Below are 12,991 nucleotides of genomic sequence, written 5' to 3' on the forward strand. Positions count from 1 at the left end.
TAGGCCTATTTGTGCAGCAGCAGCCGCAGCAACACGATCGCGCCTTGCTTGTCGAGCGGGTTGTTCTGGTTGCCGCACTTGGGCGACTGCACGCAGGAGGGGCAGCCGTCGTCGCACTCGCACGCCTCGATGGTCTCCAGCGTGGCGCCGAGCCACTCCCGGGCGGCACGGAACCCGCGCTCGGAGAATCCAGCCCCGCCGGGATGCCCGTCGTAGACGAAGACGGTGAGCATGCCGGTGTCCGGGTGGGACGCGGTGCTGACGCCACCGATGTCCCAACGATCACAGGTGGCGATCAGCGGGAGCAGCCCGATCGAGCAGTGCTCGGCGGCGTGGGCAGCGCCCGGGATGTCCGCCGTCTCCAGACCGGCTGCCTCGAGGGCCGAGGCGGGCACGGTCCACCAGACGGCGGAGGTGCGCAGCGTACGTTCGGGGAGGTCGAGGAGCTCCTCGCCCAGCACCTCACCGCTCGGCTGTCGGCGGCGCAGGAAGGAGACGACCTGGTGGGTGACGTCGACGTCGCCGTACGCCAGGCGGCACTCTCCCCACGCGACCTGCTCCCGCTCGGCGACGATCGAGATCTCAGTGATCTCCCGGGCGAAGGTGGAGTAGCCGGGGTCGTCGCGGGAGATGACCGCGACGTTCTCCTCCAGGTCGAGCTCGTGCACGAGATAGGTCTCGCCACGGTGTACGTAGACGGCGCCGGCATGCGCGCTCGCGTGTGAGCTCGCCGCGTCGACCGTGCCGACGACCCGGCCGGTCTCAGCCTCGATCAGCTGCACCTGAGATCCGCCCGAGGAGCGGATGTCGGCGAGGTCGGCCGCGCGGCGGCGGTCGGTCCAGTACCAGCCACGCGGCCGCTTGCGCAGCAGCCCCGAGGCGACCAGGTTGTCCAGGATCTCCCGGGCACCCGGCCCGAAGAGCGGCAGGTCCGGCTCGGTCAGAGGCAGTTCCTGCGCGGCGGCGCACAGGTGGGGGCCGACGACGTACGGGTTCGCGGGGTCGAAGACGGTGGCCTCGACCGGCTGGCCGAGAAGCGCATCGGGATGGGTGACGAGGTAGGTGTCCAGCGGGTCGTCGCGGGCGACCAGGATGCCGAGGGCGTCACCCGCGCCCCGCCCTGCCCGGCCGATCTGCTGCCAGAAGGCCGAGCGCCTGCCGGGATAGCCTGCCAGCACGACAGCGTCCAGACCGCTGATGTCGATGCCGAGCTCGAGCGCGTTCGTCGCCGCCAGCCCGAGCAGCTCGCCGGAGCGGAGCGATGCCTCGATCGCGCGGCGTTCCTCGGGCAGATAGCCACCGCGGTAGGACGCCACCCGCCCGGGCAGCGACGGATCGACCTCTTCCAGCTCGGCCGCCGCGGTCAGGGCGACCTGCTCGGCCCCGACCCGGGAGCGTACGAAGGCCAGGGTGCGTACGTCCGAGGAGACCAGGTCGGCGAGGAGGTCGGCGGTCTCGGCGGAGGCCGCGCGGCGCACGGGAGCGCCGTTCTCGCCCGCGTGCGAAGTCAGCGGCGGCTGCCACAGGGCGATCGAGAGCTCCCCGCGTGGTGACGCGTCGGCGGTCACCGGGAGGACCGGAAGGCCGGTGAGCCGCTCGCCCGCGATCGACGGCTCGGCGACGGTCGCCGAGGCGAGGATGAACGTCGGCGACGAGCCGTAGAGCGCACAGATGCGCCGCAGCCGCCGCAGCACGTGCGAGACGTGCGCCCCGAAGACGCCGCGGTAGTGATGGCACTCGTCGATGACGACGTAGCGCAGCGAGCGGAAGTACGCCGTCCATCGCTGATGACCGGGGAGCAGCGAGCGGTGCAGCATGTCGGGGTTGGTCAGGATGTACTCGCCGAAGTCGCGAGCCCAGTCCCGCTGCTCCCTGGTGCTGTCACCGTCGTGGGTCACCGCCCGCACGTCGACGCCCAGCTCGCGCAGCCCGGTCAGCTGGTCCTGAGCGAGCGCCTTGGTGGGTGCGAGATAGAGGACGCCGGCGCCGCGCTCACCACGTGGACCCCGCCCATCTCGGATCGCGGTCAGTGCGGGCAGCTGATAGGCCAGCGACTTCCCGGAGGCGGTGCCGGTCGACACGATCACATGCGTGCCGTCATGGGCGGCCTCAGCCGCCACCGCCTGATGCTGCCAAGGACGCTCGATCCCGCGAACGGCGAAGGCGGCGACCACATCGGCCGAAGCCCACGTCGGCCAGTCGGCGAAGACGGCCTCTCGCGGCGGGACCTGCTCGAGGTGAGCCAGCCGGTCCTCGCGGCCCGGGACGTCCGCGAGCCGGCGTACGAGATCACCGGTCGCTGTCGTCAACACCTGCCTATTCTCCCAGAATCCTGGTGGCCGCCACGCTTGCGGCCCCGCATCGTGTCCATGACGTTGCGAGTTTCTTGCGCGCATCCTGGTGAGCCGTGGTTACATTACGATCGACTCCGGGTATCGGACACCAGGCATGCCGACCGGAGCTGGTTGTCTCACGTTCCTTGGCAGGAGAACTTCGAAGTGGATCTGACGCTTGCGACTCGCGAGCTCGACTCGGCCACCATCGTGGCCGTGGGCGGCGAGATCGACGTCTATACCGCGCCGAAGCTGAGGGACAAGATCACCGAACTCGTCGCGCGGGGTCACTACGACATCGTCGTCGACCTCGAAGCCGTGGAGTTCCTCGACTCGACCGGCCTCGGCGTCCTGGTGGGTGGCCTGAAGAAGGTGCGCCAGCACAACGGCATGCTTCGCCTGGTCTGCACGCAGGAGCGGCTGCTCAAGATCTTCCGGATCACCGGCCTCGCCAAGGTCTTCGACATCCACGCCAGCGCCGAGGGCGCGGCAGCGGGCTGACCCAGGGCCACAGACGACTGAGCGAGGTCGAGCGGCGAGCTTGCTCGTCCGCTCGCGCCGAGCGAGGGAGTGAGCGCGCGAAGCGCGCATTAGGCTCCAGGTGTGAGTGACCTCCCGCACCGGCTCCGTGACGCCCTCCAGCAGGCCGACTTCTCCTACGACTCCGTCGCCGAGCTGCTCGGTCCGACCGCGCACAGTGCGCTGAGTCGCAACGAGACGCTGCCGGGCCGGCGGCGCACCCACGGAGGCTCCCCGCTGGAGACGCTCATCCGGCTCTTCCTGCTGCAGACGACCGTGTCCCTGGACCACGCCGAGGCAGCCCTGCCCGGGCTCGTCGACCGGCTCGCCGTCGAGGGGATCCTGGAGCAGTCGGTCGGCGAGGTCGCGGCCCGCCTCGACGTACGTCCGTACGCCACCGATGACACCGCCCTCTGGGTCGTCTCCGACCTCACACCGGGGCTCGACGGCGGCCCCCAGCGCGTCGGCCACGAGCACGTGCTCGGGATCAGCCCCGCCTCGACCTCCCTGGCGCAGCTGACCATCCGCGACCAGGTCGGCACCTCGCTCGATCTCGGCACCGGCTGCGGCGTCCAGGCCCTCCACCTCGCCACCCACAGCGACCGGGTGGTCGCGACCGACGTCAACCAGCGAGCCCTGTGGATCACCACCTTCAACGCCGCCCTCAACGACGTGGCGGACCGGATCGACGTACGCAACGGGTCGTTCTTCGAACCCGTCGCCGGTGAACGCTTCGACCTGATCGCCACCAACCCGCCGTTCGTGATCAGCCCGGCGACCGGTGAGCGCCTCGTCTACCGCGATTCCGGGCTCCCTGGCGACCGGGTGGTCGAGGACATCGTCAGAGCCGCTCCCGGCATGCTCACCGAGGGCGGCTGGTGTCAGATCCTGGGCAACTGGATCATCTCGGAGGACCAGCCCTGGGACGACCGCCTCGAGGGATGGCTCGGGGACGAGGTCGACGCGTTCGTGGTCCAGCGTGAGGTGCTCGACCCCGCGGCGTACGTCGAGCTGTGGCTCAAGGACTCCGGCCACCACGGCGCCCAGGACTACCTGACCCGCTACGACACGTGGCTGTCCTGGTTCGAGGAGCAGAAGATCGAGGGTGTCGGGTTCGGCTGGATCAACTTGCACCGCACCGGCGCGAGCAACCCGAAGCGCGAGCTCCTCGAGTGGCCCTACGACGTCGAGCAGCCGATCGCCCCGGCGCTCAAGGCGTGGGGCGACGCGGCCCGCGTCGAGGTCTCCGAAGACTCCACGCTGGTGATCGTCGAGGACGTCCAGCAGGAGACCCTCGGCCAGCCCGGCGCCGAGGACCCCAGCACCGTCATCCTGCGCCAGCAGCGCGGCCTGCGTCGCGCACGCCAGGCGGACACGATCGAGGCGGCCCTCGCGGGCGCGTGCGACGGCGACCTGACCGTCGGCCAGATCCTCGACGCGCTCGCGCAGATCCTCGACCGCGACCCCGCGGTCGTGCGCAGCAGCTATCTGCCGATCGCCCAGGAGCTGGTCAGCGAGGGCTTCCTCCGTCCCGCACCAGGCACGCCTGGTCCCGCAGCCTGATCAGGCGTCTGCGCACGCTCGAGACCAGCAGGTCCGGATAGCCCAGCGGCTCGAGGTCGGGAAGGTCGCGCATGCCCCACGGCCGCTGCGTCTGCCACGGCCAGAAGCCACGGAGAGCGGCCGCCAGCTGCTTGCCGTAGGCCGACGGCATCTTCTTCACCCCCAGCCGCTCCTTGAGCTCGGTCGCGGTGACCAGGCCACCCGGCCCGGCGAGCCCGTTGGCGCCCAGGACCGTCCAGACGATCCCGGCCGCCACCTGAGCCGGCTGTGTGGGCCGGTCGACGACCAGCGGGTCGATCTCCCACAGCCGCAGCAGCGCCCGTCGTAGCGCGAAGCCCACCTCCTCGACCGGGAAGTCGGCCGCGACCTCGTCGAGCAGCGCGGCGACCGCCTCCAGCTGCGTACGTCCCGCCGCATCCTCCACGACCGGCAGGTCCAGCTCGTCCTCGACCAGCGGCGCGGCATCCAGCGCGGTGACCGCCTCGTGGCCGCCGCACAGCGCGGCCAGCCAGTCCAGGGCCACCTCGTGGTCGGGTCGTGGCGGCGTATCCGGCTCCGCCCAGCGTGGCCGGGTCAGCTCGGCCTCCAGGCGCTCCAGGATCACGTTTGTCCGGGTGAGCAGCTGCGCGCACTCAGAGCAGACCAGGTGCTCCGGGGGTGTGGCCAGACCCTCTATGTAGTCGATGTATTCGGCGTCGATCATCAGCAGAGACCTCTCGGTTCGGATTGGTCTCGCCGTCCTCGAAAGCCACCATACGGACGAGCACCGACAGTTTTTGGACATGGCCGGATGAGACACCGATTTCACGCTCCCGCTCCCGACCGTGCTAGGTATTGTCTTCGCGGCGCCCAAGGCAACACGCCATGTTGTCCGAGAGCTCAGTGCCGCATGAACCGCGGTGACTGGACCCATGCCGGCTGGAGACACGCGCTAACGTGTCTCGCCAGAGCTTGTCAGTGGTGCCAGGCTCTGCTGCAGTGAGATAAGGACGTCAGTGGCACACAAGTTGGTGATCGTCGAGTCCCCGGCGAAGGCTCAGAAGATCGGCGGATACCTCGGACAGGGGTATGTCGTCGAGGCATCCGTCGGGCACATCCGCGACCTTCCGCAGAGCGCGGCAGACACCCCTGCCAAGATCAAGGACAAGCCGTGGGGGCGCTTCGGCGTCGATGTCGACAACGGCTTCACCCCTTACTACGTCGTGCCCAGCGACAAGAAGAAGCAGATCGCCAAGCTCAAGTCGCTCCTCAAGGACGCCGACGAGCTCTACCTCGCCACCGATGAGGACCGCGAGGGTGAGGCGATCGCCTGGCACCTTCTCGACGAGCTGAAGCCGAAGAAGGGCATCCCGGTCAAGCGGATGGTCTTCCACGAGATCACCAAGGCCGCCATCCTGGCTGCCGCCGAGAACCCGCGCGAGCTCGACATGGACCTCGTCGAGGCCCAGGAGTCGCGCCGCATCCTCGACCGTCTCTACGGCTACGAGATCTCCCCGGTGCTGTGGAAGAAGGTCATGCCCCGCCTGAGCGCGGGCCGTGTCCAGTCGGTCGCCACCCGGCTCGTCGTCGACCGTGAGCGTGAGCGGATCGCCTTCCGCACCGCCTCCTACTGGGATCTCGCCGGCACCTTCGACGCCGGCTCCGACCACGAGCCGCGGATGTTCCCGGCCCGGATCACCTCCGTCGACCGCAGCCGCGTCGCCCGCGGCACCGACTTCGGTCCCGACGGCCTGCTGAAGAGCGACAAGGTCGTCCACCTCGACCGCACCCGCGCCGAGTCCCTCGTCGCCGGCCTCGAGGGCCAGACCTACGAGGTCCGCTCGGTCGAGTCGAAGCCCTACAAGCGCAGCCCGTACGCCCCCTTCCGCACCACCACGATGCAGCAGGAGGCGAGCCGCAAGCTCGGGATGAGCGCGTCGACCACGATGTCGGTCGCCCAGCGTCTCTACGAGAACGGCTTCATCACCTACATGCGTACCGACTCCACGACCCTGAGCGGAGACGCGGTCAGCGCGGCCCGCGCTCAGGTCAGGGAGCTCTACGGTGCCGAATACCTGCCCGACGCGCCCCGGACGTACGCCTCCAAGGTCAAGAACGCCCAGGAGGCCCACGAGGCGATCCGTCCCGCGGGTGACTCGTTCCGCACCCCGGCGCAGACCGGCCTGACCGGCGACCAGTTCCGCCTCTACGAGCTCATCTGGATGCGCACCGTCGCCTCCCAGATGAAGGACGCGGTCGGCAACTCGGTCGCCATCCGTCTCGGCGCCACGGCGGCCACGGGCGAGGACGTGGTCTTCTCCGCGACCGGGCGCGTGATCACCTTCCACGGCTTCCTGAAGGCGTACGTCGAGGGCACCGACTCCGCCGACCAGACCTCCGACGACCAGCAGACGAGGCTCCCGAACCTCACCGAGGGCGACCGGGTGAACGCCGCGAGCCTCACCGCGGACGGTCACGAGACCAAGCCGCCTGCCCGTTACACCGAGGCGACCCTGGTCCGTGAGCTCGAAGAGCGCGAGATCGGCCGTCCGTCGACCTACGCGAGCATCATCCAGACCATCATCAACCGCGGCTACGTCTTCAAGAAGGGCACCGCGCTGGTGCCCGCCTGGGTCGCGTTCTCTGTGGTCAGGCTGCTGGAGGAGCACTTCCCGCGCCAGATCGACTACCGGTTCACGGCGAGCATGGAGGAGATCCTCGACGAGATCGCCAAGGGCGACAAGGACATGACCACCGAGCTCGGGGAGTTCTACTTCGGCTCCGAGCGGGTCATGGGCCTCAAGCCGCTGGTCGACGGTCTCGGCGACATCGACGCCCGCGAGCTGGCGACCTTCCCGGTCGGCGGCCCGGAGTCCGGGGTCAACCTCCGGGTCGGCCGCTACGGTCCCTACATCGAGGGTCCTGGCGACGACGGCACTCCGTTCGCGGTGCGTGCCAACGTCCCCGACGACCTGCCGCCCGACGAGCTCACACTGGAGAAGGCCAAAGAGCTCTTCGCCAACCCGGCCGGCGAGGAGCTCAACCTCGGCGTCCACCCCGAGACGGGTCTCACCGTCGTCGCGAAGAGCGGGCGGTTCGGTCCCTACGTCACCGAGCAGCTCCCCGAAGACGCGAAGAAGGGCGCCAAGCCCCGCACCGCGAGCCTCTTCAAGTCGATGAACCTCCAGACCATCACGCTCGAGGACGCGGTCAAGCTGCTGACCCTGCCCCGGGTCATCGGCACTGCCGCCGACGGCGAGGAGATCACCGCCCAGAACGGCCGCTACGGGCCCTACCTGAAGAAGGGCACCGACTCCCGGACCCTGAGCTCGGAGGACCAGCTGCTCACGATCACGCTGGAGGAGGCTGAGCAGATCTACGCCCAGCCGAAGCAGCGCGGCCGTGCCGCCGCCAAGCCGCCGCTCAAGGAGCTCGGCCCCGACCCGGTCTCCGGGCAGCCGATGGTCGTCAAGGACGGTCGCTTCGGCCCCTACGTCACCGACGGTGAATACAACGCCACTCTCCGGGCCGCCGACGACCTGGAGACCCTGACCGCCGAGCGTGCCGCCGAGCTGCTCGCCGACAAGCGCGCCAAGGGCCCGGCGAAGAAGACCACCAAGCGGGCGACGAAGAAGACGACCAAGAAGTCCCCGGCGAAGAAGTCGACTGCCAAGAAGACGACCAAGAAGGCCGCGACCAAGAAGTCGTGATCAGGTTGGAACTGAGCGTGGCGAATGAGAAGTACGCCTGACTTCTCAGGTGTTTCCTGCACTTCTCGGGTGTTGCAATGCCCGAGAAGTGCAGGAATACCCGGTTAACCGGGTATTCCTACCCACGCGTCAGCCGAGCGACCCGACGACCTCGTCGTAGTCCAACCGGTCGGCCGCGATGTAGAAGAGCCTCGCGCCAGGGGAGACGGGCAGGTCCCACGGCGGACTGACCTGGATGCCGTCGACGGTGCGTACGGCCAGGAGCGTGGCGCCGTGCGAACGGCCGAGAGCGGCGTGCCAGGCGCCGACGTCCACGGTTGCGGCCGAAGGGGGCACGGTGAGCGAGTAGGTGCCCTTGCCGCCCGCGGTGGCGAGCTCCTGGTAGACCTCCGCGATCCCGGGGTCACTGAGCTCCTCGGCGATCAGCTGGGTGTTGTGCCACTGGACGCAGTGGACGGTGGTGTCGACGCGGAAGATGGTGCGCTGCACGCGCAGGTCCCGCAGCGCCACGATCGTGTGCACCGAAGGAGCCGCGGTGTTGGCGGCGACGGTGAGCGTGACCGCCTCGTTGTCGTCACGCGGGTCGATCAGCACGCTGTGCGCCTTGGACAGCCCGGTGCGAGCGAGCACGTCGAGATCGGTGATGTCGCCGCGTACGAAATGAAGGCGGTCCTCCCCGGGCATCGGATGCTCGGAGAGCTGGTCCTCCCAGGTCGCGAGCACGACCTCCCGCTCCGGCTCGGAGAGCAGTTCGGTCAGGATCCGCTCGGTGCGTCTGGCGGCGTAGCCGAGCATCACGATGTGGTTCTGTCCGCTGAAGCTGATCTCTCCACGCATGCGGCGTCCTTTGGCGTTCTCGATGATTGCCGAGATCCGGCTGAACAAGATGGCGAGGGTGGTGATGGAGCCGAAGACGACGTACGCCCCGACGAGCCGACCACCGGTGGTCTCCGGGAAGAGGTCGCCGTAGCCGACCGTGGTCGCGGTGACCAGGAACCACCACCAGTAGTTGGTGGGGCGCACGATGTCGCTGCCCGGCTGGACCAGCGCCATCGCGATCCAGCCGGTGACGAAGACGAAGCCGATGATGGCGAGCGGGAGCACCCACGCGTAGTGCCGCGACGTGCGCCGGACCAGTCGGAGAAGGAAGAACATCAGTAGCCCACCCAACCGTTCCGGGCGTAGTCCAGGATCGCCGGATCCAACAACGTGGTGATCGACGTCGGCCGCTCGGCGCGGTCCGGCGGGAACGACGAGGCGGCCGCGAGCACGGCGTCGCTGGCGTAGCGCAGCCCGCCCGGCGCCTCGTCGTCGAGTGCCAGCTCAGGGGCGGAGCCGTCGCGGGAGGCGAGGACGTAGCCCCAGTTCCCGAAGGAGGGTACGTCCGCCTGGTAGGGCGTGGTCCGGTAGCCGGCCTCGGTGAGGGTGTGCCGCACCGACCAGAACGCGTCGGGCGCGAAGAACGGGCTGCCGGACTGCACGACCATCCGGCCGGACGGGGCGAGCAGCCGCGCGATCATGCTGTAGTTCTCGACGGAGTAGAGCTTGGCCAGAGCGGTCGAGTCCGGGTCCGGGAAGTCGGCGATGACCACGTCGAACGGAGCCCCCGAGTAGTCGCGCACCCAGGAGAACGCATCGTCGGCGACGTACGTCAGCCGGGGGTCCTCCAGGGACCCCGACGTCAGCGACGAGACCGGCTCGAAGGAGCGCGCCAGGGACACCACCGCCGGGTCGAGATCGACCAGCGTCACCGAGGAGACCGTCTGATAGCGCAGCACCTCGCGCGCTGCGAGCCCGTCGCCACCGCCGATGATCAGCACCCGCTGGTGCGGCCCGTTCATCGCCGGATGGACGAGCATCTCGTGGTAGCGGTATTCGTCGAGCGAGGAGAACTGCAGGTCACCGTCGAGGAAGAGGCGTACGTCATCGAACTCCGGCCCGACCGGAGCGCCCCGTGTCACCACGATCTCCTGATAGGCCGAGCGCTGGGAGTGGATGATCGGGTCGCGGTAGAGCGCCTGCCGGGCGTTGAGCTCGAAGGAGTCGGCGGTCACCGCGGTCAGGCCGAGGGCGACCGCGAGTGCGCCACAGATCGCCGTGACCGTCCCACGCTGCCGGCGTGAGCCGGCCAGCGCCACCCCGACCGTCCAGGCGGCGAGGACGTTCAGGGCAGCCGTCGCCACCGTCCCCACCAGCAGCCCCAGGGTCGGCAGCAGCACGAACGGGAACGCCAGCCCGCCGATGAGCGCCCCGACGTAGTCGACCGCGTTGATGTCGGCGACCGCGAGCGAGGCCTGCTGGCGCCGCAGCCGCTGCAGCAGCTCCATCAGCAGCGGGATCTCGGCGCCCACCAGAGCGCCGATGAGGAACGTCACCAGCAGCATCATCGGGGTGTAGAGATGCAGCCAGGCGAACGCCGCGTAGAGCGCCGGCACCGAGGCGCCGCCGACCGCGGCGAGCGCGATCTCCACACCGACGAACGAGCGCAGCGGCCGCGCGGTGAGCGGCTTGGCGAGCACGGCGCCGATGCCCATCGCGAACATCGACACCGCGATCACCAGCGACGTCTGGGCGATCGAGTTGCCGAGCAGATAGCTCCCCAGCGTCACCAGCGCGAGCTCGTAGACGAGGCCGCAGGCAGCGCAGACGAACACCGCCGCGAGGACGAGCAGCCGCGCTGCCCGTCCCTCGGGCAGCGCGGACAACGAGGGGAGAGTCAGGCTCACGTGATCGAGGCCGCCACGATCACGCCGACGGCCAGCTGCACCGCGACGGCGACCCAGATCGCCGGGTCGTCCTTGTCGTCGGTCATCAGCTCACCGAGCCGGCCCGGGGTGAGCAGGTCGAGGATCACGAACGCGAACGCGAGCAGGGCGATCCCGATGAGACCGTACGCAGCCGTCTCGGCGAGCCCCTGGAGCGTGTCCGCCTCCGCGGTGTAGATCGAGGTGGCCACGATCGTCGCGATCGCGACGACCGAGGAGCCGAGCAGCAGCGCCGGGTCGCGGCGGTGCTCGACGAAGATCAGCTGCCCAAGCCGGCCCGGCGTGAGCAGGTCGATCACGTAGAAGCCGATCATCAGCAGAACCAGCCCGAGGGCGGCGAAGGCGACGGTGGACAGCAGTCCGCTCACAAGGTCAGTCATCGGTTCATCTCTCCAGTCTGAGGGGTGGTCACTTGCCGGATCCGCTGCCGCCGCCGCGGAAGGAATCACCGCTGCTGCCGCCACCGCTGTTGCGGCCGTAGTAGCTGTTCCAGCCCCACAGTCCGATCACCGTCGCGTGGTGGCGGTAGCCACGGTCGTACTCGTAGAGCGTGATCGTCGATCCCGAGGGCGTACGCGGCTCCACGACGACCAGCCAGTCGTCGTCGTAGCGCAGGTAGTGGCTGGATCCCTCGGCGCGGTTCTCGTCGGCGTCGGTGCCGCTCGCGATCTGGTTGGCGACCGAGCTCACCGAGCCGTCGTCCTCGAAGACGATCCCGGCCTCGCTGTCGGGGTCGGTGCCGCTGACGTGGTCGAAGTTCTTGCGCAGGTACTTCTCTGGGCTGTTCCCGTCGCCGGACACGGCGATGGCGATGATGATGGCGAGCGCGACGCACCCCGCGACGATCGCCCAGCCGATCAGCTTGCGGTTCGGGCCTCCGGAGCCATGGGGTTCAGACACTTGTGCCCTCCTCGGGCCGGTAGCTGGTGGTGGTGGCGACGATCTCGCCGGTCTGTGGGTAGGTGTGCCAGGTGTTCCAGACGATCTGCCCGGCGTCGGACCGGTCCAGGGCCAGCGCGGTCACCGCGTGCGGGTCACCCGGGAAGTGCGCGACGACGGCATCCGTACGCCCGCTCAGCCGCTCCACGAGGCGCGACGCCCGCGCGGCGAGCTCCTCGGGCCCCATCTCCTCCACGTGCGAGGCGAGGCGGTAGCCGCCCGCCGCGTGAGCCTCGGGAAGGGGCGCGGCCTCCGCGATCCCGCACGCGATCGTCTCGTGCAGGAGCGGGCGGTCGTGGCGGCGTACGACGACCTGGTGGCTGGCACCCAGAACGCTCAGCGTCACCGTGAGACCGCTGCCGAGGTCAACCGTCCGGGAGGCCAGTGGGGTGCAGGGGGTCGGTGCGAGGGTCCAGCGCAGGGTGTCACCGCGTACGTCCGCGAACGGGACGTCGAGGAGCGTCACTCGTCGTCCAGGGTGGCGGGCCGGTCGGTGGAGGGGTAGACGGTCAGCTCGAACGGCTGCAGCACCTCGCCGAGGGAGGGCTCCCAGTTGCTGCCCCACTTCTCGAAGCCGAGCAGCTTGCCGTCGACCGACTTGTAGTCGGCGTACTCGGCCGTGCCCGAGGGCGCCGTGCCGGTCGCGCCGGTGGCGGTGAAGGCGGCGGAGCCCTTCTCCTGGAGCCGGTAGGCGACGCCGCCGACGATGATGTCGCGGTCACCGACGGCGCCCTGCTCGATGTCTCCGAGCGGGATCGCGTGCCACAGCGAGACCTCGAAGCTCTCGTCGTCCTCGATCGAGAGCCACTTCTTGCCCTCGGCGTCGTCGAGCATGTGCTCGGTCCAGCGGTAGCCGTGCTCGTCGAAGTCGATCCGTCCGCGGACGAACCAGTTGTGGCCGAGGTATTCGATGACGTCGCCGTTGCGCACCTGGCGCAGCTGGTCGGAGGCGTGCTTGTGCTGGTCGCCGATGAAGTCGTCGGGCTCCTTCTGCGCCGTCGGCTGCTGCCGGCTCTTCCAGAGCAGGTAGGCCGCGACCGCGAGGGCGGCCAGCAGCAGGACGATCAGGACGTAGATCACCGGAGACTCCTTGGTTCAGCGTGAGGACGACCCGAACCTTAACGTGGAGGTGCGACCTTCGACATCCGGGAATCGCCCCATCCGCGGGCGGCGTACTCCGGGG

The 12,991-nt window shown here is 69.3% G+C and carries 11 protein-coding genes; 3 read left to right on the plus strand and 8 right to left on the minus strand.

Annotation, left to right across the window (positions count from 1 at the left end; translation table 11 throughout):
- Positions 1 to 5: 5 nt before the first annotated feature.
- On the minus strand, positions 6 to 2,312 hold the full coding sequence (locus OH802_RS05550) for a DEAD/DEAH box helicase (RefSeq protein ID WP_406025875.1): 2,307 nt from the start codon (positions 2,310 to 2,312) through the stop codon (positions 6 to 8).
- A gap of 186 nt (positions 2,313 to 2,498) precedes the next feature.
- Here OH802_RS05550 and OH802_RS05555 point away from each other — a divergent pair, with 186 nt between their 5' ends.
- A complete protein-coding gene (locus OH802_RS05555) occupies positions 2,499 to 2,834 on the plus strand; it encodes an anti-sigma factor antagonist (RefSeq protein ID WP_091044749.1) in 336 nt (111 codons plus the stop codon).
- A 102-nt stretch (positions 2,835 to 2,936) separates the two neighbouring features.
- Positions 2,937 to 4,415 carry a methyltransferase gene (locus OH802_RS05560; protein ID WP_406025877.1) on the plus strand — a complete coding sequence of 493 codons (1,479 nt, stop codon included), beginning with the start codon at positions 2,937 to 2,939 and terminating at the stop codon, positions 4,413 to 4,415.
- Here OH802_RS05560 and OH802_RS05565 read toward each other — a convergent pair.
- Complete coding sequence (locus OH802_RS05565) at positions 4,363 to 5,118, minus strand: hypothetical protein (RefSeq protein WP_406025879.1); 756 nt, start codon at positions 5,116 to 5,118, stop codon at positions 4,363 to 4,365. The two genes, OH802_RS05560 and OH802_RS05565, sit on opposite strands and share 53 nt — an antisense overlap.
- Positions 5,119 to 5,410: 292 nt before the next feature.
- Here OH802_RS05565 and topA point away from each other — a divergent pair, with 292 nt between their 5' ends.
- The gene (gene topA / locus OH802_RS05570) at positions 5,411 to 8,104 is read left to right on the plus strand and encodes a type I DNA topoisomerase (protein WP_406025882.1); all 2,694 of its coding nucleotides are present in this window, start codon (positions 5,411 to 5,413) and stop codon (positions 8,102 to 8,104) included.
- A 129-nt stretch (positions 8,105 to 8,233) separates the two neighbouring features.
- Here topA and OH802_RS05575 read toward each other — a convergent pair whose 3' ends face one another.
- The 6 genes from OH802_RS05575 to OH802_RS05600 are packed head-to-tail and all read right to left on the minus strand — an operon-like array spanning position 8,234 to position 12,888.
- A complete protein-coding gene (locus OH802_RS05575) occupies positions 8,234 to 9,259 on the minus strand; it encodes an ion channel (protein WP_406025884.1) in 1,026 nt (341 codons plus the stop codon).
- Positions 9,259 to 10,830 (minus strand): polyamine aminopropyltransferase, encoded by a 1,572-nt coding sequence (locus OH802_RS05580; protein ID WP_406025886.1) that lies wholly within the window; start codon positions 10,828 to 10,830, stop codon positions 9,259 to 9,261. The genes OH802_RS05575 and OH802_RS05580 overlap by 1 nt, the downstream gene beginning before the upstream one ends.
- Complete coding sequence (locus OH802_RS05585; protein WP_350660294.1) at positions 10,827 to 11,249, minus strand: DUF350 domain-containing protein; 423 nt, start codon at positions 11,247 to 11,249, stop codon at positions 10,827 to 10,829. The genes OH802_RS05580 and OH802_RS05585 overlap by 4 nt, the downstream gene beginning before the upstream one ends.
- Positions 11,250 to 11,277: 28 nt before the next feature.
- On the minus strand, positions 11,278 to 11,769 hold the full coding sequence (locus tag OH802_RS05590; RefSeq protein ID WP_406025888.1) for a DUF4247 domain-containing protein: 492 nt from the start codon (positions 11,767 to 11,769) through the stop codon (positions 11,278 to 11,280).
- The gene (locus OH802_RS05595) at positions 11,762 to 12,274 is read right to left on the minus strand and encodes a DUF2617 family protein (RefSeq protein WP_406025890.1); all 513 of its coding nucleotides are present in this window, start codon (positions 12,272 to 12,274) and stop codon (positions 11,762 to 11,764) included. Before OH802_RS05595 ends, OH802_RS05590 begins: the two co-directional genes overlap by 8 nt.
- A complete protein-coding gene (locus tag OH802_RS05600) occupies positions 12,271 to 12,888 on the minus strand; it encodes a DUF4178 domain-containing protein (protein WP_350660291.1) in 618 nt (205 codons plus the stop codon). Before OH802_RS05600 ends, OH802_RS05595 begins: the two co-directional genes overlap by 4 nt.
- Positions 12,889 to 12,991: the final 103 nt, after the last annotated feature.

Source organism: Nocardioides sp. NBC_00850 (assembly GCF_045207335.1).
Classification (GTDB): Bacteria; Actinomycetota; Actinomycetes; order Propionibacteriales; family Nocardioidaceae; genus Nocardioides.